This window comes from Umezawaea sp. NPDC059074, from assembly GCF_042738955.1.
Taxonomy (GTDB): Bacteria; Actinomycetota; Actinomycetes; order Mycobacteriales; family Pseudonocardiaceae; genus Umezawaea.
Genome location: NZ_JBHYHC010000046.1, coordinates 43,099 through 63,718, shown reverse-complemented (window position 1 = coordinate 63,718; position 20,620 = coordinate 43,099). Strand labels below are relative to the sequence as shown.

The window sequence follows — 20,620 nt, the reverse complement described above, 5'->3', positions numbered from 1 at the left end:
GCGGAATCAGGCGGTGAGGCGTTCCCGGAGGAATTCCACGACGCGGTCCCGCGCGCCCAGCGCGAGGTGGCCCGGCCGGTCGCGCACCTCGCCGGTGATCACCGAGTGCGCGTTCTTGCCGAAGCCGCCGGCGTTGCCCGGCGAGGAGTCCAGCTCGATCACCTCGAACGCGTCGCCGAGCCGTTCGCGGAGGGCGGCGAACCGGTCGCGCGGGGCCATGCCGTCCTCGCTGAACCGCATCCCGAGCACGCACAGGCCCTCGTCCTTGGCGCGGGCGACGATCCGGTCGGCCTCGGCGGGGGTGAGCCCGAGGTCGCGCTTGCGCGTCGCGCCGAGCGGGAACGGCACCGACGGCTGGCTCATCACCGGGGCCAGCACGACGTCCTCCAACGCCGCCGCGAGGGCGAACCCGCCGGAGAAGCACATGCCGATCACGCCGACGCCCTTGCCGGGCGTGCGCTCGGCCAGGTCGCGCGACACCGCCCGCAGGTAGTCGGTGACCGGGCGGTGGGCGTTCACGGCGAGCGCCCGGAACTCGGCGGACACGCACGCCTTGGCCATCGACGACACGGCGTAGCCCGCGGAGATCGCCTTGCCCGGCACCCCGTAGAGCGACACCAGCCGGACGGTGAAGCCCTGGTCGACCAGGTGGTCGGCGAAGCCGAGCACCTCGGGGTGGATGCCGGGGATCTCCGGCATCACCACCACGCCGGGGCCCTCGCCCTTCTCGAAGCAGTCGTGCGTGATGCCCGCGGCGGTGAACGGCCGGTGCGTCCAGCCGGTGAGGTCGGAGACGGGGGCGGTGTCGGTCATGGAGTTCCTCCGAGTGGTCTGATCCCGTCGATCATGCCGTGTTCCGGGGAATCAGCGCGGCGACGCACAGGGCCAGGAGCGCCGCGCCCGCGGCGGCGATGAAGCTGACGTGGAAGCCGAAGCGGGACGGGCCCGTGGCCACCGCGGTGTTCGCCAGCACGGTCGCGAGGACGGCGCTGGCGGTGGACGTGCCGATCGAGCGCATCAGCGTGTTCACGCCGTTGGCCGACGCCGTCTCGCCCAGCGGCACCGAGCCCATGATCAGCGCGGGCATCGCGGCGAACGCGATGCCGATGCCGCCGCCGAGGATCGCCGAGGCGACCACGACCTGCCACACCGCGGACGTCAGCACGACCGCCATCCCGTTGCCCACGGCGATGACCGCCGCGCCGAGGATCAGCGTCGTCCGCGCGCCGAACCGGTCGGAGATCCGCGAGGAGAACGGCGACAGCAGCATCATCACCGCTCCGAGCGGCGCCATCGACAGGCCCGCGCCGACCATGGACAGGCCGAAGCCCTGCCCGGTCGCGACCGGGGCCTGGAGGAGTTGCGGGAACAGCAGCGCGGACGCGTACATGGCGAACCCGATCAGCACCGCCGACAGGTTCGTCAGCAGCACCGGGCGGCGGGCCGACACCCGCAGGTCGACCAGCGGGTCGCGGGTCCGCAACTGGTAGCGGCCCCACAGCGGCAGCAGCACCACGGCCGCGCCGAACAGCGCCAGCGTCGGCACGCCCGCCCAGCCCCAGGTGCCGCCCTTGATCGTGGCCAGCAGCAACGCCGTGAGACCCGCCGACAGCCACAGCGCGCCGAGCAGGTCGAACCGGGCGCGGGGCGCTCGCGGGCTCTCCGGGACGAATACCCGGACCAGGGTGGCGCACACCAGGCCGATCACGGCCGAACCCCAGAACAGCACGTGCCAGTGGGTGTGCTGGGCGACCACCGCGGACAGCGGCAGCCCGATCGCGCCGCCGACGCCGAGCGTGGCGCTCATCAGGCCCATCGCCGCGCCCACCTTCGACGGCGGCAGCAGGTCGCGCATGATGCTGATCCCCAGCGGCACCACGCCCATCGCGCAGCCCTGGAGCACCCGGCCCGCCACCACCGGCCACACCGACTCCGTGACCGCGCAGAGCACCGAGCCGACGACGAGCGAGAGCAGGCTGGCCACCAGCACGCGGCGCTTGCCGTAGAGGTCGCCGAGCCGCCCGCTGACGGGGGTGATCACGGCGGCGGCCAGCAGCGTCGCGGTGATCACCCACGAGGTGTCGAGCGCGGAGGCGTGCAGGAGCCGGGGGAACTCGGGGATCAGCGGGATGACGAGCGTCTGCATCAGCGACGCGGCCAGGCCGCCGGAGGCGAGGACCGCCACGACCAGCGTGTGCGACCGGGCGGGGGGAGTGGTGGGGGTGCGGTGGACGTCGAGCGCTTGTCCTGTCACGTCTCCAGGATATTTGACTAACAGGTTGGTTGAGAACGGGTGTGACGCGGCGCTCGCGCATTCCGGACATACCGCCCGGCGGAACGCGAGGCGAGGAGGGGCGGGCCGCACCAGCCCGTCCCTCCTCGCACGGTCGGGGCGCCGCGCGCGTGGTACCCCGACCGCCTTCCACGGTAGGGCGGAAACCGTTGCCGCCCCAGCGTTTCCGGTGGCGCCTTCTCGCCGTCGCTAGAGGAGCTTGTCCAGCGTGATCGGCAGGTCGCGCACCCGTTTGCCGGTGGCGTGGTGCACGGCGTTCGCGATGGCCCCCGCGACGCCGGTGATGCCGACCTCGCCGATCCCGAGCAGGCCGAGGGGCATGGTCGGGTCGGGCTCGCCGAGGTACTCCACGTCGATGCGCGGCACGTCGGCGTGCACCGGCAGGTGGTACTCGGCCAGGCTCGGGTTCATGATCCGGCCGGACCGCGGGTCCACCAGCGTCTCCTCGGACAGGGCCGCGCCGATGCCCATCACGATGCCGCCCTTCAACTGGCTGGTGGCGGTCTTCGCGTTGACCACCGTGCCGACGTCGAACACCCCGAGCCAGCGCGAGACCCGCACCTCGCCGGTGTCGGAGTCGACGCGCACCTCGCAGAACTGGGCGCCGCAGGCGGCCTTGACCCAGCGCCGCCGGTCCATCAGGAACTTGGAGAAGAACTTCAGGTTGCCGGTCAGCTCGCCGAGCTTCGTCTCGGACCCGATCGCCGCGTCGACCGACGGGACGCCCGCCCTGGCCAGCACCGCGGCGTAGGTCTCGCCGCCACCGCCGTGGAACAGGCCGCCGTCGCGGGCCCGGAGGTCCGCGAGCCGCTGCCCGCGCAACGGCGACTCGGCGGACTTCTTCGCCAGGTCCAGCACGGACTTCTTCAGCTTCTCGCACGCCGCCAGCAGGCTCGCCGCGACGCTCGCGGTCTGCGCCGACCCGCCCGCGCCGGGCGCGAGCGGCAGCCTGCTGTCGCCGTACTCCACCCGCACCGACTCGAACGGCACGCCCAGCGCGTCCGCCGCGATCTGCGCCTGCGCGGTCGCCCCGCCCATGCCCATCTCGTGGAAACCGCACCGCACCAGCACTTCGCCGTCCACCGACACCCGCACCACGACGTTCGCGCGCAGCTGGAACGACGGGTGGTAGGCCGTCGCGACACCCGTGCCGACCAGCCACTTGCCGTCGCGGGTGGCGCCCGCGTGCGGGGCCCGGTCGGCCCAGCCGAACCGCTCCGCGCCGCGCGCGTAGACCTCGCGCAGCAGCCGGTGCGAGAACTTCTTGCCGTGCAACGGGTCCGTCTCCGGCTCGTTGAGCATCCGCAGCGCGATCGGGTCCATGCCGAGCTTGGTCGCCAGCTCGTCGATCGCGACCTCGACCGCGTAGGTGCCGATGGCCTCGCCGGGGGCGCGCATCGCGGTGTTGGAGATCTGGTCGAGCTTCACGACGTCCTGCTTGAGCAGGATGTTGTCCGCCGCGTAGAGGTACTTCGACTGCGACGTCACGGCTTCCGGCAGGCCGCCGACCTTGCCCATCTGCGTGACGCTGGTGTGGATCAGCGACGTCAGGTGGCCGTCGGCCCGCGCGCCGAGCGCGACCCGCTGGATGCTCGGGGTGCGCGCCCCGACCGTCCGGTACACGCCCTCCCTGGTGAGCAGCATCCGCACCGGCCTGCCGGTCATCCGCGCGGCCAGCGCGGTGATGATCGTGCCCGCCCACACGTTGCCCTTGCCGCCGAACCCGCCGCCGACGAACGGCGCGAGCACCCGCACGCCCTCCGGCGGCACGGAGAACTTGTGCGCCAGGTGCTTGCGGATCCAGCTGACGTTCTGCGCGGCCTCGTGCACGGTCAGCCGGTCGCCGTCCCACGCGGCGGTGGTGGCGTGCGGCTCGATGGCGTTGTGGTGGTGCATCGGCGTGGTGAACCGGAGGTCGACCGACACGGGCGCGGCGGCCAGCGCGGCCTCGGCGTCGCCCTTGCTCCCGCCCGCGGGCAGGATCAGGCTGCTCGGCTGGGGTTCCGCGTTCGGCGCCTCGGCCGCGAAGTCCACAGTGGACGGCTGGACGTCGTAGGTGGCGGTGACCAGCGCGGCCGCCTCGCGCGCGGCCTCCAGGGTGTCCGCGACGACGACCGCGATCGGCTGGCCGTTCCACGACACCTCGTCGGTGTTGAGGTAGTTGACCGTCGTGCCGGACGCCAGCGAGTCGATGTCGACCGGGCTGACCTTGGGCGGCGGCTGCATCGCGACCGCGTTGAGGTGGGTGATCACCGAGATCACGCCGTCGACGGCCTCGGCGTCCGCGGTGTCGACGGCGGTGATCCGGCCGCGGCTGACCGTCGAGTGCGCCAGCGCGGCGTGCGCGAGGTTCGCGTAGGGGATCTCGGCGGCGAACTTGGCCCCACCGGTGGTCTTCACGACGCCGTCCACGCGGTCGATCGCCTGGCCGACGTACCTGCCCGCCGTCGTGGAGCCGGTGACCGGCGGGTTCTGGACCTGCGTCACGCCGCGCCCCCTTCGGTGAGCAGCTGCCGGAGCGTGGCGACGATCGCCCGCTGAGCCAGCTCGATCTTGAACTCGTTCTGCGACCGGCCCACGGCGGGAGCCAGCTCGGCCTCGGCCGCGCGCAGGAACGACTCCTCGGTCGCCGGAGCGCCGAGCAGCACCCGTTCGGCCTCCAGGGCGCGCCACGGCTTCGCCGCCACCCCGCCGAGCGCGAGCCGCACGCCGGTGACCGTGCCGTCGGCGACCTCCAGCGCGGCGGCCACGGACACCAGCGCGAACGCGTAGGACGCGCGGTCGCGGACCTTGCGGTAGCGCGAGGTCGCGGCCAGCGGCAACGGCGGCAGCTCCACGGCCGTGATCAGCTCGTCGGCCGCCAGCGAGGTCTCCACCTCCGGCGTCTCGCCAGGTAGCCGGTGGAAGTCGGCCAGCGGGATCCGGCGCGTGCCGCGCACGCTCTCGACCTCCACGACGGCGTCCAGCGCCACCAGGGCGACGGCCATGTCCGACGGGTGCGTGGCGACGCAGCTCTCCGAGGCGCCGAGGATGGCGCCGCTCCGGTTGAAGCCGTCGAGCGCGTCGCACCCGCTGCCCGGCACGCGCTTGTTGCACGCCGCCGCGCTGTCGTAGAAGTACAGGCACCTGGTGCGCTGCAACAGGTTCCCGCCGACCGTGGCCATGTTGCGCAGCTGCGCGGACGCGCCGGTCAGGATCGCCTGGGACAGCACGGGGTACCGGCTCCGGATGACCTGGTTCGCCGCGAGGTGGCTGTTGCGGACCAGCGCGCCGATCCGCACGCCGCCGTCCGGCAGCTCCTCGATCCCGGTCAGCGGCAGGCGGGTGATGTCGATGACCGTGTCCGGTCGCTCCACGCCCTCGCGCATCAGGTCGACCAGGTTGGTGCCGCCGCCGAGGAACTTCGCGCCCGGCTCGGTGGCGATCGCGCTGACGGCCGTGGCCACGTCCGGCGCGCTCAGGTAGGCGAACGTCTTCACTGGGCCGCCACTTCCCGGATGGAGGCCACGATGCCGTTGTAGGCGCCGCAGCGGCAGAGGTTGCCGCTCATGCGCTCCCGGATCTCGCCCTCGGACAGGTCCACGTCGGTGGCGCACAGGTGCTCGGTGACGGCGCTCGGCGCGCCCGCCGCGTGCTCGGCCAGCATCCCCACGGCCGAGCAGAGCTGCCCGGAGGTGCAGTAGCCGCACTGGAAGCCGTCGTTGCGGATGAACGCCTTCTGCAACGGGTGCGCCTCGCCCCCGTCGGCCAGCCCCTCGACCGTGGTGATCTCGCGGCCGTCGTACTGGACGGCCAGCGCGAGGCAGGAGTTGATCCGCTCGCCGTCGGCGAGCACGGTGCACGCGCCGCAGGCGCCCTGGTCGCACCCCTTCTTGGTACCGGTCAACCCCAGCTCACCGCGCAGCGCGTCGAGCAGGCTGACCTGCGGTGACACGTCGACCTCCGCGGCCACGCCGTTGACCCGCATTCGAACCTCGACCACGTTGCAGCTCCGTTCCTGGCGGTCCCCGACTGGGACCAACGTTAATAGAACGGTGTCCACTTAACAACAGGCCGGTGTCCTCTTATCGTCTCAGGTGGCCTGGTACACCCGATGGTGCTCCTCGGCGATGGCCGCGAACTCCAGGATCAGCGGGCTGCGGCGGGAGGCGTCCCACGCCAGGCACACCCGGCTCGGGCCGATGTCGTCGATGAGCACCGACGTGAGGTCGCGGCGGGTGTAGAACTCGGTCACCGACTTCGGCAACACCATCACGCCCGCCCCCGCGGCGACGTGCTCGAACTTCTCCTCGACCGTGAGCACGACCGGCGCGGGCTCGCGCCGCCCGGTGCGCAGCTCGGTCGCGATGTCCCGCCACTCCGGCACCGCGTCCGGGTCCTGCGCGAGGTGCTCGTCGGCGAGGTCGGCGATGCCGATGGACTTCTTGTGCGCCAACCGGTGCCCGACCGGCAGCACGACCACGCGCGGCTCGGCCAGCAGCGGCCGCACCTGGAGCCCGCGCTGGTCGACGGGCAGCCGCACGAAGCTCACGTCCACCCGCCCGTCGTGGATCACGTCGGTCTGGTCGTACCAGCCGGTGCGCACCACGTCGACGCTCAACGAGGGGTGCCGCGAGGCCAGCACGCGGATCGCCGCCGACACGATCAGCCCCGGCATGAACCCCACGGTGAACCGGTCAGCGCCCCGCGCCGCCCGCCCGACCCGGCGGCGCAGCGCGTCCGCGTTGGCGAGCAGCGGCCGCGCGTCCGTGAGCAGCTGCGCGCCCGCCGGTGTCAGCTCGGTGCCGCGCTTGTCGCGCAGGAACAGCCGCGCCTTCAGCTCCTCCTCCAGCGCCCTGATCTGCCGGGACAGCACCGGCTGCGCGATGTGCAACGACTCGGCGGCGCGGCCGAAGTGCAACTCCTCGGCGACGGCGACGAAGTACCGGAGTTTGCGCAGGTCGACGTCCACCAGTTACCTCCATGCGTCACCTCCCAGGGTAGTCCGGCGGCGGATCCGCGCCCGCCCGCTCACGGCTGAACGGCCCAGTGATCTACGACTCCGGAGAGCACTCGAACGGCCGAACGCACCAGTGCCGGGATCGCCGTTCGCGCCCGCCGGACGAGTCGGGGAGCACAGCGGCGGTCGCTCGGACGGCCCAGCGCGTCGAGTCCACATCGGACGGACGCGCGCCCGCCGGGCGTGGTGCCGAGCCCGTCCGGCGGCGCTCCGGACGGCGCGCCCAGCGGGGTGAACCGCTCGATTCGAGACGCCGCGCGTTGGCGTTTTTGCCATTCGGGCCGCCCGTTAGGATCGCGGCCATGTCCCGCGCCGAGGCCACGAAAGCCCGCATCCTCGCAGCAGCGACGGCGGAGTTCTCGGCCTACGGCATAGCGGGCGCGCGGGTGGACCGGGTGGCCGCCGCGGCCGAGGCGAACAAGAACCTCATCTACGTCTACTTCTCCAGCAAGGACCAGCTCTTCGACGCGGTGTTCGACGCCCACGTCGTGCGCGTGCTGGACGAGGTCCCGTTCACCGCCGACGACCTGCCCGGCTACGCGGGCAAGCTGTTCGACTTCTACCGCGCCCACCCGGAACTGCTCCGGCTGGCGACGTGGCACCGGCTCGAACGCGGCGCGCTGGAAGCGCTGCCCGCGGTGGCCGAGTCGTACCGGTCCAAGGTGGACGCCATCGCCAAGGCGCAGGCCGACGGCGTGGTCGCCTCGACGTCGCCGCCCGCCGTCGTGCTGTCGCTGGTGCTGGCCCTCGCGGCCACCTGGGGGTCGGCGTCCGCGTCGGAGATCCCGTCCGAGGACGGGGTCGCGGTCCGCCGGGACGCGATCCGGCGGACCGTGCTCGGCCTGGTCGCTAGCTGACGGTCGCGATCAGCCCGGTCAGGTAGACCTCGCCGAACCGGCTGACCGTGGGGACGAAGTCGACGCACGCCCTGGCCAGCGCGGGTTCCGCGGCGTAGAGGGCGGCCAGGCTCTCCGACGGGTGGGCGATCTGCCAGGCCGACGACGCGAAGCACGCGATGGCGGCGACGGCCTCGAAACCGCGGTCCGCCAAGGCGGGCACCAACTTCTCGACCAGCGCGGCCAACCCCTCCACCGCTTCGAGCACCGCCAGCTTGAACGACCGCACCGCCCCGGTGGAGACGTGGCGCTCCAGGTTGAGCGGGGCCTGGGCCAGCAGGTCGCAGAGGAGCGGGCGGTCGGCGAGGGTGCGGGAGAGCGCCTCCGCGAGCGCCGCGGGCGTCGTCTCGACGACGTCGGCGAACTCCGCGTGCACGGCCTGGGTCCAGTCCACCCAGGCGTCCGCGCCGATGCTGAGGTAGATCTCCTCGCGGGTCGCGAAGTACCGCAGGATCGCCGACTTGTGCACGCCCACGGCCGTCGCGATGTCCCCGAGGCTGACCGAGCGGACCCCGCGCTCCAGCGCCAACTCCGCCGCGGCGGACCGGATGGCGTCGTAGCGCTGCCGCTTGTGCTCGGGCCTGCGGGCTCGCAGGAACGTCGGTGTGCACTCCACCAGCCGAGATTAGCCGACCCTCACCTCGTGGAGGGGCTGTGCGAACCGTCACGGCACCAGCACGACCTTGCCCGTGACCGTGCCCGATTCGGCCAGCGCGACGGCCGCGGCCGCCTCGGTCAGGGGGAAGCGGGCCGCGACCTGGGCGGTCAAGGAGCCGTCGGCCAGCAGCGCCAGGACCTGGCCGAGGTCCTCGGCCAGCGTGGCGCGGAACGCCGCCGCCTTCCGCTTGCCCGCCCAGATGTTGAAGAAGTGGGCGTTGCGGCCGGTGGGGGAGTAGTTCCACCACAGGAGCCTCGCCACGAGCTTGAGCACCGGCAGTTGCTTGGAACCGCCGTCGTCGCGGGTGGAGGCGCTGCCGTAGGAGACGAGCGTGCCGCCCTTAGCCAGGAGCTTGAAGGAGTCGACGATGCCGGGACCGCCCACGTGGTCGAACACGGCGTCGACGCCGTTCGGGGCCAGTGCCCGGACCTGCGCGGGGACGTCCGCGCGGTAGTCGACCGGGGTCGCGCCGAGCGCGCGGACGGTGTCGTGGTGGCGCGGGGAGGCCGTGCCGATCACGCGGACGCCCGCGTGCCTGGCCAGTTGGACGAGGGTGGAGCCGACGCCGCCGTTGGCGCCGTGGACGAGGACCGTGCCGCCCGAGCGGACCTTCGCGACCCGGTGCAGCATCTGCCACGCGGTGATGCCGTTGACGACGACGGTCTCCGCCTCGGCCGGGTCGACGCCCGCCGGGACCGGGACCAGGTCGGCGGCCTCCAGGACGACCTGGCTCGCCCAGCCGCCGGTCTTGGTCAGCGCGGCGACGCGCGTGCCGACGAGGGTGGGCGGCACGCCCTCGCCGACGGCGGTGACGGTGCCGACCAGGTCGTAGCCGGGCACGAACGGGAACGGCGGCTGGTCGTAGTACTTGCCGCGGCGCATCTGCTGCTCGGCGAACGAGACGCCGGTGGCCTCGACGCGGATCGACGCCCGGCCCGCGCCGGGGGCGGGGACGGTGGTCGCGCGGACCTGGAGGCCGGTCGGCTCGACGATGCCGGGGAGGACGACCTCGATGCTCTCGGTCATGGCTGGCTCCTTGTTTGTGAGTGGTCACATACTTCTTCGGGCAAAGAAAAGCGCTGGTGGAGCGGGGTGTGGAAATCAGGGGTGGCGCATGCCCGCGGTGAGGACGCGGGCCCAGCCCGCGTCGACGGAGTCGAGTTCGGCGGCGACGATCAGGTGGCAGAGCTGGCCGAACGCGATGAACCGCTGCACCTCCTCGTCGGTGCCGCCGGACAGCTCCCGCGCCGTCTCGACGACGGAGGCGTACCCGCGGCGCAGCGCCTCGCGGATCTCCGGGACGTCGGCGGCGCTCTGCGCGTGGATCTGGAGCATGAGCAGGTCGCGGTCGGCGATCAGGGCGGCGTAGGCGTCGCCCATCACCTCGAGGACCTCGACGGGTGTAACGCCGGAGGCCTGCTCCGCGCCTCGGGCGAGGGCTTCGCGGATCAGCAGGTAGCAGCGGTCGAGCGCGGCGGTGAACAGGCCGAGCTTGCCGCCGAACAGGCGGAGCACGTACGCCTGGGAGATGCCCGCGGCGACGGCGACGTCGGTGACCGGCGTCGCGTGGTAGCCGCCGCGGCCGAACACCGACACCGCCTTGGCGACGACCGTCGTGCGACGGGCGTCGGCGGTGGAGCGGGGCGTGTCGGTCAGTGGCATGTATGTGAGTGAACACTTACAACCGCGAGGAGTCAAGCGGGAGTGGTCGCGCGGGTGTCCCCCACCGCCGAAGGACACCCGCGAGCCGCCGAACGGGTTAACCAAAATCACCCGATCGTGTTGCCCAAAACTGTCAGGACGTACTACGGCTTGCGGCCGACGGCACCGACGATGCAGTGCGACACCTGGTCGAGCGGCTTGATCCGGGGACCGTCCGGCCACCAGTCGGCGCACAGCGTGAGACCGGGGTCGATCAGCTCCAGGCCGGGGAACATCTCCAGGATCTCGTCCCGCGTGCGGAACAGGCCCGTGCCCATCGGGCTGTGCAGGAAGGTGTCCTCCATGCGCCGGGCGACCTCGCTGTGCTCCGGGGTCTGCGGGTCGTAGAAGTGCGACAACGCGACGTACGAGCCGGAGGGCAGCGCGTCGACGTAGGTCTTCATGATGTCCGCGGGGGTGCGCTCGCCGTTGTAGTGGTGGAACGTGCCGAGCTGGAACAGCGCCACCGGCTGGGAGAAGTCGATGTGCTTGGTCACGACCTCGTTGGCCAGGATCTTCTCCGGCTCGAAGATGTCCTCGGCGGTGAAGTGGGTCTGGTCGTTCTCCTCCAGCAGTGCCCGGCCGTGCGCCAGGACCACCGGGTCGTTGTCGACGTAGACGACCTTCGCCTCGGGCTGGAGGCGCTGCACGACCTGGTGGGTGTTCTCGGCCGTCGGCAGGCCCGAGCCGCAGTCCAGGTACTGGGTGATGCCCGTCTGGCTGGCGATGAACCGGCTCGCCCGGATCAGGAACGCCCGGTTGTCCCACGCCAGCGTGGCCGCTTCGGGGGCGACCCGCTGCACGCGCCGGAGGACCTCGCGGTCGATCTCGTAGTTGTCCTTCCCGTGCAGGAAGGCGTCATAGACCCTGGCGATGCTCGCCTTGGTCGTGTCGATGTAGACGGGTGCGGCAACGTCCGACGACGGGGCGGTGCTACCGGGCATGGCAGGCCTCACAGAGCGTTGTTATCGGGGGAGTTTGTGCACCAGATCACAGTGCACCTAGCGTAAGCATATGGGCTCGAAGTGCGAGCATCAGGCACGAAGTTGACCTTGGGGCCACTCGGTGTACGTTCAGTGACCGGCCTGCCACGCCTTCACTGAGCGCAACCGCTGTTCGGGTGGACCGGCCGTCACGGGTGGGCGCACGTGCCGGGAAACGCAGGAGGACGGTTATGACCACGGTGGATCCCGCTGCCTCATCCGGTGGACCGACCGCTCTGCGGATCGTGCTCGGCGCCCAGCTGCGCAGGCTGCGCGAGGCCGCGGACATCACCCGCGCCGACGCCGGCTACTCCATCAGGGGCTCCGAGTCGAAGATCAGCAGGCTCGAGCTGGGCCGCGTCGGGCTCAAGGAGCGCGACGTCTCGGACCTCCTCACGATGTACGGCGTCACCGACCAGACGGAGCGCGACACGTTCCTCGAGATGGTCAAGCGCTCGAACCAACCGGGCTGGTGGCACCGCTTCAACGACCTCATGCCGGACTGGTTCCAGGACTTCGTCGGGCTGGAGGAGGCGGCGACCCGCATCCTCACCTACGAGCTCCAGTTCCTGCCCGGACTCATGCAGACCGAGGACTACGCGCGGGCCATCGCCAGCCACGGCAGGCCGGACTCGGCGGGCCCGGACGTGGAGCGCCGCGTGGGCCTGCGGATGAGCCGCCAGAAGATCCTCCACCGCCCCGGCGCGCCCCGCCTGTGGGCCGTGATCGACGAGTCGGTGCTGCGCAGGCCCATCGGCGGACGCGAGATCATGATGGGCCAGTTGGACCACCTGCTCGAGCTGACCAAGCAGCCGCAGATCACCCTTCAGGTCGTGCCGTTCGCGCTCAGCGGGTACGCCGCCGAGAGCCCCTTCACGATGCTCCGCTTCGGTGAGCCGGAGCTGCCGGACCTGGTGTACATCGAACACCTCGCCGGTGCCCTCTACCTGGACAAACGCGACGAGGTCGAGCTGTACAGCCGCGCGTTCGACCGGCTGACGGTGGACGCCGTGACCCCGGATCGCACCCGCCAGATGCTGGCGAAGGCCCGCGCGGAAATTTAACCCGATCGGGGTAGACCGCGCATCTGCACGTGCATTTACCCGTGCGTCACGGGGTGCTACCGTCTGTGCTCAGTCAGATGCACGTGCAGATGCACTCCTGTGGCTTCTTGAAGGTGGTGTCGTGGTGAGCGAGATCCGCAACGGAATGTCAGCCGCGCAGCTCGTCGGGACGGCGTGGACGAAGAGCAGCTACAGCGGTGCGCTGGGCAACTGCGTGGAGGTGAGCGCGCTGGCCGGTGGGGACGTGGCCGTGCGCAACTCCCGCTTCCCGGACGGACCCGCGCTGGTGTACACCCGCGCCGAGATCTCGGCCTTCCTGGCCGGGGCCAAGGACGGCGAATTCGATGACCTCGTCCGTTGACACGGCGGCCAGGGCCGAAGTCCGGCTGCGTGAGCTGATCTCGCGCGGGTTCCAGTTCCTGCACCCCACCGACGCGCGCGGCGAACTCGCCGCCGTCGTGGGCGTACGGGCGCACGACAACGTGATCGACGTGGTCAGGCTGCACACCGAGGACGACGCGGTGGCGACCCGGATGCCCGCCGACGAGCAGAACGTCCTGGCCCCGACCAGGTTCTCGTGGCGCAGGCGCGGACCCGCGTGTTCGGTCCTCGAGGAGCTCTTGGAACTCCCGGACGACAGGATCGCCTGACCCGTCTGCTGTGATGGGCACCGTGGCGGATCGTGCGATGACCGGAACACCGGTCGACACCTGCGTGGTCGACGCGGCAGTCGTGCGCGACGCCCGTCGCACCCCGTGCCTGACCAGACCGGAACACCACGGCCGGACCCGCCCGTCGGCGGTCCGCCCGGCAGCGTGGGGCCGACCATCGGCCACCTCCCGCCCGTAGCGGGCCGGTGGCCACGAGGTTTTCGCCGGGCCCGATCCCGGTGTTGGAGCGGTCGCGCCGGTGGCTCCGAGGGGCAGCCACCGTCCGACCGCGGCGATGTGGTGGAAGTGCCCGCGGCCCAGCGCCGCACAGGAGGACGTTCCCACCAGCGGCGCCGGTGGGTTGGTGGGCTCGAGCGCTCACCGGCGCCGCAATCCCCCGGCAGGTCGTGGGTATGACACGATTCTTGCCTCTTACGCGCACTTGGTAACTTACGTACATTGTGTACATGACTGCTTCGCGGCCGCACGACTCGCACGGTGAGATCGATGTGCCCCTTTCGGATGCCCGCGGAACGCTTCCCCAACTGCTCGACGAGCACGTGCGCGAAGGTGAAGTCGTCTTCCTGACCCGGCACGGCCGCCGCGTCGGCGCCCTGGTGTCCGCCGACGTCGCCGAGCACCTGGGCGAGATGGAGGACGCGTACTGGTCCGCTCGTGCCGCTCAGGCCAAACGCGACATGGAGGCGGCGGGCGAACAGCCGATCCCGTGGGAGCAGGCCTTGGTCGTGTTGGAGTCCGCGGACGCCGATGAGACCTCGGGCGACGAGCGGTGAGTCCGTACGACGTTCAGATCGTCCCTTCCGCGTTGAAGACCTTGCTCAAGCTCGACAAGCCCGTTCGGCGTCGCCTCCAGTCCGCGTTCGACGGTCTCGCGCGCGATCCGCGACCGCACGGAGCCATCGCGTTGAAGGGAAGCGCGGGGCTGCACCGGATCCGGGTCGGTGACTACCGCGTGGTCTACGAGATCCACGACGGGAAGCTCGTCGTCCTCGTTGTCGACCTCGGGCACCGGAGCGAGATCTACCGAGACCTGTGATCCCGGTTGATCAGGCCTTCGGTGTGCCGAACAGGGTTGCCAGTTCGGCCGGGGCGACGACCTCGAGTTGGGCGTAGGTGCACGAGTCGGGGGTGCGGTCCGGGCGGAAGCGGGTCAGGCGGCTCATGTGGCGGAAGCGGCCGCCGGACACGTGCTCGTAGCGGACCTCCGCTACCCACTCCGGGCGCAGCGGTTCCCACGACAGGTCCTTGCCCGCGCTCCAGCGGCTCTGGCCGCCGGGCATCCTGCCCTGCTCCTGGCTTTGCGCCTCGGCCCAGGAACGCCATGGGTGGCCGTCGAGGGCGTTGTGCCGCAACGGTTCCAGCTCCTCCACGAGGTCGCGCCTGCGCGCGGCGGTGAAGCTGCTCGCGACGCCGACGTGGTGCAGGACGCCCTCGCCGTCGTAGAGGCCGAGCAGCAGCGACCCCACGCCGAAGCCGTCCTTGTGCCACCGGAACCCGGCGACGACGCAGTCGGCGGTCCGCTCGTGCTTCACCTTCCACATCACCCGCTTGTCCTGCTCGTACGGCACGTCCGGCTTCGCCATCACGCCGTCGAACCCCGCGCCCTCGAACCGGGTGAACCAGTCGCGCGCCACGGCCGGGTCGTCGGTGATCGGCGTCAGGTGCACGCGGGCCAGTTCGCCGTCGACCACGTCCGCGAGCAGCGCTCGCCGGACCGAGAACGGCTCGCCGGTCAGGTCGCGCTCGCCGAGCGCCAGCAGGTCGAACGCGACGAAGCTGGCGGGCGTCTCCTCGGCCAGCTTCCGCACCCGTGACGCGGCCGGGTGCAGGCGCAGCTGGAGGGTGTCGAAGTCCAGGCCCGCCCCGGTGACCAGCACGATCTCGCCGTCGACCACGCACCGCTCGGGCAGCACGGCCTTCAGCAGCTCGACCAGTTCGGGGAAGTACCGGGTCAGCGGGCGGTCGTTGCGGGAGCCGAGTTCGAGCTCGTCGCCGTCGCGGAACACCACGCAGCGGAACCCGTCCCACTTCGGCTCGTACACCAGGCCCTCGGCGACGGGCACCTCGTGCACGGCTCGCGCGAGCATCGGCTTGACCGGCGGCATCACGGGGAGGTCCACCCGTGGAGGGTAGGCCGACTCCGGGGCCCGCACCGGGCGAACGGATCGGGATCCCGCGCCCCTCCGTTACCCGTCCGGGGCAACCGTGACCCGTTCGTAGCTGACGGTAACGATGGGCCGGGAGCGCCGATGGTGAGGCATACAACCGTTCAGCCCCCTGGAGCGCATGGTGATCGAGAACTCGTCGGCAGGCTTGGTGAAGTTGGACGCCGAGGTGTCCGTCACGGTCACGCGCGAGGAGCACCACCAGCTCGCGCTCGCCCGCTACACCGTCACCGACGGTCAGGAGCGGCACGTCGCCGTGGAGCTGGCGTGGTGCACGATCGCGTCCGGCAAGTACCGCGGCGAACGCGGGATCGAGGTCCTCCTCGACGGGCAGCGCGTGGGGGAGCTGACCCACCTGATGTCCCGCCGCTACGCCCCGCTCGTCGCCCAGGTCACCGCCCGAGGGGGCCGTCCGGGGTGCAGCGCCGTCGTGCAACGCGGCACGCGCGGCCTGGAGGTCGTGCTGCGCCTGCCCCGCGACGGCAACGGCGTCGTCCCGCTGCCCGCGCCGGGCCCCGCCACGCAGACCTACGCGCCCGTCGGAGCGCCGATGGCCCAGGTGATCCCGTTGCAGCCCAGGCACAAGGCGAACCGCAAGCCGGTGATGATCGTCGCCGCCGTGGTCGGCCTCCTGGTGGTCATCGGCGTCGCCAACAGCGGCACCAAACCGCCGAAGTCGACGAACACCGCCGCCGAGGTCTCCACCTCCGCCACCACGACCAAGGCCGCCGCCGCCATCGTCACCACGACGACCAAGGCCGCGCCCACCACCACGACGACCACGACCACCACGACGACGACCACCACGACCACCACGACCGTGCCGCCGACCACGACCACGACGACGGTCGAAAAACCCGCCCCTGCTCCCGCACCGGCTCCGGTGGTCGTGCCGCCGCCCGCCCCGGAACCCGCGCCCGCCTCGACCTGCGACCCCAACTACTCCGGCTGCGTCCCGATCGCGTCCGACGTGGACTGCGCGGGAGGCTCCGGCAACGGCCCGGCCTACGTCAAGGGCCCGGTGACGGTGATCGGCACGGACATCTACAAGCTCGACAGCGACAACGACGGCATCGGCTGCGAATAACCCCCGGAACGCGGAACGCCGCGGGATCCAAGGAGCGGATACCGCGGCGTTCCGTTCGACCAGCCGCTACGGGTAGCTGACCACGTAGCTGATCTGGTTGGCGAGGTTGGCGGTCGCACCCACGTTGTTGATGACGTTGGTGATCGTGCCGACGCCGCCGAGCGACACCGCCACCAGGTCGCGGAACTGCACGCCCGGCTTGTTCGGCGCCTCGAACCCTCGACTGGCCACGACGGCCGGGTTCGTCTGGAAGAACGCGTAGCTGCCCAGCCCCCACGCCTGGTGCGTGGTCACCGAGTCGGCCACCTTGTACGCCGCCCAGCCCTGGTTGCCGCCGCCGCTGCTCCACGAGGCGTTGTTCGGCGGGTCGTAGGGGAGTTCGTTCTGGTAGAAGTACGTCTTGCCGCCGTTGCCGTTCCAGATCGTCTGGTACTCCTGGTAGTGCTCGACGAACAGGCCGTACATGGTCACGTCGTTGCCGTTGACCACGAGTCCGTTGGCCGCGGTGTTCTGCGTCCAGCCGACGTTGGCGCCGTGGTCCGCGCGCCACAGCCACATGTGGTCGCCGATCACGTTGTTGCTGTTGACCCGCAGGCTGACCGAGGCCCGCCCGAGCGTGCCCGTGCCGCCGATGCGGATGAACACGTCGTGCAGCGACGTCGGGTTGGCGGCGTGGTTGGCCGAGGAGCCCGCCGCGCCGATCTCGACGAGCACCGGCGAGTTGACCGGGCCGGCGTCGATCAGCAGGCCACCGAGCTTCACACCGTCCACATCGGACACCTGGAGGGCCGCGGAGCCGTTGTCGGGCATCAGCGTGGCCAGGCCGAGGCCGAGCACGACGGTGTCCGCGCGGGTCACCTTGATGGACTCGCTGAGGTGGTGGATGCCGGGGGTGAACAGCAGGTTCCGGCCCGCGGCCAGCGCGGTGTTGATCGTGGCCGTCGGGGTGCCCGGCTTCACGATGTAGAACTGGCTCAGCGAGATGGAGTTGCCCGCCGGCGCGCCGTTGCCCCACGTGGTGCCGCGCGAGTTGGTGCGCAGCGCCGGGACGAAGACGTTGTACTCGCCCGCGCCGTTGACGTAGAGGAACGGCTTCTCGCGGACCTGCGGGGTCTGGTCGATGGTGGTGTGCGACGGGTTCGGGAAGTGCTGCGGCGGAGCGCCGTTCGTCCCCTGGAACACCATGTTCCACACCGAGCCCGACCAGCCGCCGTTGAGGTCGCTGTTGCGGGTGTAGAACTGCTGCTGCGAGCCGGACTCGATGACGCCGTCGATGCGCGAGTCGGCGATGAAGCCGCCCGACGCCCAGCCGTCGCCGCCGTTCCACAGCTGCGCCTGGCCGCGGAGGTGCATGCGGCGGTACGGCGCGGCCTGCGACACGGCCCAGCGCTCGATCTGCCCGGCGGGCAGCGTCACCGAGAGGTTCTCGGCGGAGCGCCAGAAGTTCTGCGTCGCGTTGCCCTTGTTGTTCGGGTTGTCGCCCTGCTGGAGCCAGTCCGCCTCGACGCGCACGTGGCCGTTGAGGTTGACGTCGTCCGGCGAGAGGCCCAGACCGGCGACCTGGGTGTAGAAGCCCAGGTTGACGTCGGCGTTGTAGGTGCCCGGCTTGAACAGCAGCGCGTAGCGCTCGGGGCCGAACTGGTTGGTGTGCTGCTGGTTCGCGACGGCCGTCAGCTTCGCCTGGATGTCACCCGCGGGCGTGCTCGGGCTGAACACCGACACGTTCGGGCCCAGGTCGGGGTTGCGGATGTCGGGCACGGGCACGTCCACGGTGCCACCGACGGTGTTCACCGTGAACTCCCAGAGGGAATAGCCGTAGTTGGTTCCGCGAACCGTACCCAACACGCGCACGTAACGGCCAGTGCCGGTGACGTCCAATGTCTGGTTTCCGCCAGTTCCGGTCGTCGTCGAGTAGACCGTGGTCCACTGCGACGCGTTGTCCGAGACCTGGATCTGGAACGACTTGCCGTACGCGGCTTCCCAGTTCAACCCGACGCGGCACACCTGTTGAGATGAGCCGAGGTCGACCTGGAGCGACTGGGGGTCGCTCGCGGCGCTGGCCCAGCGGGTGCCCGCGTTGCCGTCGACGGCGGCCGAGGCGGGCGTGCCCGCGTTCTCGGTCGAGGACGCCGTGGCGGTCTTGTTCTGCGCCACGTTCGCCGTGCCGCAGGTGGGCGCCGTGGTGCCCTGGGTGCCGAGGACCTGGAACTCCCACAGCGAGTAGCCGTAGGCGGTGGCACGGGCGGTGCCGAGCACCCGGACGTAACGGCCTGTGCCAGTCACGTCCAGGGTCTGCGCACCGCCCGTGCCGGTGGTCGTCGTGTAGATCGACGTCCAGTCCGAGGCGTTGGCGGAGGTCTGGATCTGGAACGACCGCGCGTAGGCGGCTTCCCAGTTGAGGACGACCTGGTTCACGGTGGCCGTGGACCCGAGGTCGACCTGGAGCCACTGCGGGTCGGCGGCGGCGCTGGACCAGCGGGTCCCGGCGTTGCCGTCGACGGCGGCGGAGGCGGGCGTGCCCGCGTTCTCGGTGGACGACGCGGTGACGGTCTTGCCCTGCGACAGCAGGACGGGCGCGGCGTTCGCGGAGGGCGCGGAGTCGGTGGTGGAGAGGGCGCCGAGCAGCGTCGCCGTGGCGACGACGAGCACGGACAGCCTGCGCAGGGAGCGGCGGCGGGGGGACGGTGATGACGCGACAGCGAGTCTCATGTTCCTGCCTGTCGGAAAGGGGAGACGGCCTGGAGCCCGGTCAGGGGCAGGGTTTTGGGCGCGTGACGACCGGCCTGCGTGGTCGCCACGGTCGGCCAGGTCCTACTGGGAGAGCGCTCTCTCGAAGCGGTGGAACCGGTCCCGGAACCGGTTCCATGGGTATTGTGGTGGAGTTAACATCCCCGAAATGTGGGTCGTCAAGGGTCTCTCCCAAGTTTCCTGGACCGGTCCAGCCGGTGCTCCGAACGGCGCGATCCCGTTGGGGCGAACGGGGGTGCGGCCTCGTCCGAGGCGGGTCCGGAGTTGTCGGATCGTGACGCCGTTTTGTGTTATGCCGAACCGGTTTCCCAGTCGTCCGGGGGACGCGCGTCACGCTCGCGCCGGTACCGGTCCCGGCTAGCATCGGACGTGGTCGGAGGAAGGGAAGTCGTCGTGCGGACCGAGGTCGACCGGACGAGCGTCGAGCGCCTGCTCCGCTCTCCCTGGCCGCGGCTCGTGCTGCTGGCCGTGTTCCTGGGAACGGCCGTCGTCCTGGCGCTGACCCACGGGCTCGACGCCGTGGACGTGGCGAAGGCGTGGGTCGCGGACCTCGGCGTCCTCGGGCCGGTGGTGTTCGTCGTGCTCTGCGCCGTGGCGATCATGGGGTTCCTGCCCGCCTCCCTGCTGTGCGCGGTCGCCGGGGTGCTGTTCGGCCCGGTGCTCGGCATCCCCGTCGTGTGGGCGGGCGCGATGCTCGGGGCCGCGGGGTCGTTCCTCGTCGGTCGCGGGCTGTCGAAGGACGCCGTCGAGAGCCTGGCGGGCGGGCGGATGGCGAAGGTCAACGCCCTGCTGGACCGCTACGGCGCGGCGACCGTGTTCGTGCTCCGGCTCCTCCCGCTGGGCCCCTTCGCCCTGCTGAACTACGTGCTCGCGGTGACCAGCCTCCCGCTGCGCGGGTTCCTCCTCGGCACGGGACTGGGCATCACGCCCGGCATGATCGTCTACACCGCCCTCGGCGGTACCGCCGAGCACCCGTCGTCGCCAGCCTTCCTGCTGTCCATCGGCGCGCTCGTCGTGCTGACGGTCGTCGGCGCGGTGGTCGCCCGGCGCGTGACGAAGCGTGTCGAACCACCACCGGCCCCGTCACCGCAAGAGATCGCGTGACCGGCTGACCGGGAATCCGGTCCTCCCTCCCCGCCCGTCCCCCTGCCGTTCGGCCGTTTCCGTTGGGCCGAACGGTTGTCGCCCTGCGCGAGGAGTAACCCGACGGTCGCCGAACCGTTGACGTAGCTGTAGCGCGTCTGTAACTCTTGCCCAACTCGACGCAAAAAAGTTGCATGATCTTGGAAATTACTCGCAGAGCTTCGTAATTCCGCCTGGACAGCCATCCATCCCCCGACGACCGGTCACCCCCT

Annotated in this window: 20 protein-coding genes; 8 read left to right on the top strand and 12 right to left on the bottom strand. The window is 71.2% G+C overall.

Annotated elements, in window-relative coordinates; genetic code table 11:
• Positions 1-6: 6 nt before the first annotated feature.
• The 6 genes from ACFWW9_RS21940 to ACFWW9_RS21915 form a co-directional block, all read right to left on the bottom strand.
• Positions 7-813: a dienelactone hydrolase family protein gene (locus ACFWW9_RS21940; protein WP_390380752.1), complete on the bottom strand. Its 807-nt coding sequence runs from the start codon at positions 811-813 to the stop codon at positions 7-9.
• A 31-nt stretch (positions 814-844) separates the two neighbouring features.
• Positions 845-2,254, bottom strand: coding sequence for an MFS transporter (locus ACFWW9_RS21935; RefSeq protein WP_390380748.1), 1,410 nt, complete (start codon positions 2,252-2,254; stop codon positions 845-847).
• Positions 2,255-2,482: 228 nt separating this feature from the next.
• Positions 2,483-4,780, bottom strand: a complete 2,298-nt coding sequence (locus ACFWW9_RS21930; protein ID WP_390380745.1) for a xanthine dehydrogenase family protein molybdopterin-binding subunit — start codon at positions 4,778-4,780, stop codon at positions 2,483-2,485.
• Positions 4,777-5,772: an FAD binding domain-containing protein gene (locus ACFWW9_RS21925; RefSeq protein ID WP_390380742.1), complete on the bottom strand. Its 996-nt coding sequence runs from the start codon at positions 5,770-5,772 to the stop codon at positions 4,777-4,779. The genes ACFWW9_RS21930 and ACFWW9_RS21925 overlap by 4 nt, the downstream gene beginning before the upstream one ends.
• Entirely contained in the window at positions 5,769-6,275 is a 507-nt protein-coding gene (locus ACFWW9_RS21920; protein ID WP_390380739.1) for a (2Fe-2S)-binding protein, read from the bottom strand. The genes ACFWW9_RS21925 and ACFWW9_RS21920 overlap by 4 nt, the downstream gene beginning before the upstream one ends.
• Positions 6,276-6,365: 90 nt before the next feature.
• On the bottom strand, positions 6,366-7,244 hold the full coding sequence (locus ACFWW9_RS21915) for a LysR family transcriptional regulator (protein WP_390380736.1): 879 nt from the start codon (positions 7,242-7,244) through the stop codon (positions 6,366-6,368).
• Positions 7,245-7,594: 350 nt separating this feature from the next.
• On the opposite strand from ACFWW9_RS21915, the gene ACFWW9_RS21910 reads away from it, so the two are divergent.
• Entirely contained in the window at positions 7,595-8,149 is a 555-nt protein-coding gene (locus ACFWW9_RS21910; protein WP_390380733.1) for a TetR family transcriptional regulator, read from the top strand.
• Here ACFWW9_RS21910 and ACFWW9_RS21905 read toward each other — a convergent pair.
• From ACFWW9_RS21905 to ACFWW9_RS21890, 4 genes are all read right to left on the bottom strand, one after another.
• Positions 8,142-8,804 (bottom strand): TetR family transcriptional regulator, encoded by a 663-nt coding sequence (locus ACFWW9_RS21905; protein ID WP_390380730.1) that lies wholly within the window; start codon positions 8,802-8,804, stop codon positions 8,142-8,144. The two genes, ACFWW9_RS21910 and ACFWW9_RS21905, sit on opposite strands and share 8 nt — an antisense overlap.
• 48 nt (positions 8,805-8,852) lie before the next feature.
• Positions 8,853-9,872 carry a medium chain dehydrogenase/reductase family protein gene (locus tag ACFWW9_RS21900; protein ID WP_390380727.1) on the bottom strand — a complete coding sequence of 340 codons (1,020 nt, stop codon included), beginning with the start codon at positions 9,870-9,872 and terminating at the stop codon, positions 8,853-8,855.
• Positions 9,873-9,947: 75 nt separating this feature from the next.
• On the bottom strand, positions 9,948-10,508 hold the full coding sequence (locus tag ACFWW9_RS21895) for a TetR/AcrR family transcriptional regulator (RefSeq protein WP_390380724.1): 561 nt from the start codon (positions 10,506-10,508) through the stop codon (positions 9,948-9,950).
• A 143-nt stretch (positions 10,509-10,651) separates the two neighbouring features.
• Positions 10,652-11,491, bottom strand: a complete 840-nt coding sequence (locus tag ACFWW9_RS21890) for an SAM-dependent methyltransferase (protein WP_390380721.1) — start codon at positions 11,489-11,491, stop codon at positions 10,652-10,654.
• A gap of 230 nt (positions 11,492-11,721) precedes the next feature.
• On the opposite strand from ACFWW9_RS21890, the gene ACFWW9_RS21885 reads away from it, so the two are divergent.
• The 5 genes from ACFWW9_RS21885 (at position 11,722) to ACFWW9_RS21865 (ending at position 14,301) form a co-directional block, all read left to right on the top strand.
• A complete protein-coding gene (locus tag ACFWW9_RS21885) occupies positions 11,722-12,594 on the top strand; it encodes a helix-turn-helix domain-containing protein (protein WP_390380718.1) in 873 nt (290 codons plus the stop codon).
• A gap of 121 nt (positions 12,595-12,715) precedes the next feature.
• A complete protein-coding gene (locus ACFWW9_RS21880) occupies positions 12,716-12,955 on the top strand; it encodes a DUF397 domain-containing protein (RefSeq protein ID WP_390380714.1) in 240 nt (79 codons plus the stop codon).
• Complete coding sequence (locus ACFWW9_RS21875) at positions 12,939-13,244, top strand: hypothetical protein (RefSeq protein WP_390380711.1); 306 nt, start codon at positions 12,939-12,941, stop codon at positions 13,242-13,244. Before ACFWW9_RS21880 ends, ACFWW9_RS21875 begins: the two co-directional genes overlap by 17 nt.
• Before the next feature lie 467 nt (positions 13,245-13,711).
• The gene (locus ACFWW9_RS21870; protein WP_390380709.1) at positions 13,712-14,038 is read left to right on the top strand and encodes a type II toxin-antitoxin system prevent-host-death family antitoxin; all 327 of its coding nucleotides are present in this window, start codon (positions 13,712-13,714) and stop codon (positions 14,036-14,038) included.
• On the top strand, positions 14,035-14,301 hold the full coding sequence (locus tag ACFWW9_RS21865; RefSeq protein ID WP_390380706.1) for a type II toxin-antitoxin system RelE/ParE family toxin: 267 nt from the start codon (positions 14,035-14,037) through the stop codon (positions 14,299-14,301). The genes ACFWW9_RS21870 and ACFWW9_RS21865 overlap by 4 nt, the downstream gene beginning before the upstream one ends.
• A gap of 10 nt (positions 14,302-14,311) precedes the next feature.
• Here ACFWW9_RS21865 and ACFWW9_RS21860 read toward each other — a convergent pair whose 3' ends face one another.
• On the bottom strand, positions 14,312-15,385 hold the full coding sequence (locus ACFWW9_RS21860; protein ID WP_390380703.1) for an ATP-dependent DNA ligase: 1,074 nt from the start codon (positions 15,383-15,385) through the stop codon (positions 14,312-14,314).
• Between the two features lie 166 nt (positions 15,386-15,551).
• On the opposite strand from ACFWW9_RS21860, the gene ACFWW9_RS21855 reads away from it, so the two are divergent.
• Positions 15,552-16,517 carry a hypothetical protein gene (locus ACFWW9_RS21855; protein ID WP_390380700.1) on the top strand — a complete coding sequence of 322 codons (966 nt, stop codon included), beginning with the start codon at positions 15,552-15,554 and terminating at the stop codon, positions 16,515-16,517.
• A gap of 66 nt (positions 16,518-16,583) precedes the next feature.
• Here ACFWW9_RS21855 and ACFWW9_RS21850 read toward each other — a convergent pair whose 3' ends face one another.
• A complete protein-coding gene (locus tag ACFWW9_RS21850; protein WP_390380697.1) occupies positions 16,584-19,226 on the bottom strand; it encodes a discoidin domain-containing protein in 2,643 nt (880 codons plus the stop codon).
• Between the two features lie 432 nt (positions 19,227-19,658).
• Here ACFWW9_RS21850 and ACFWW9_RS21845 point away from each other — a divergent pair, with 432 nt between their 5' ends.
• Entirely contained in the window at positions 19,659-20,369 is a 711-nt protein-coding gene (locus ACFWW9_RS21845) for a TVP38/TMEM64 family protein (RefSeq protein WP_390380694.1), read from the top strand.
• The last annotated feature ends 251 nt before the right edge of the window (positions 20,370-20,620 follow it).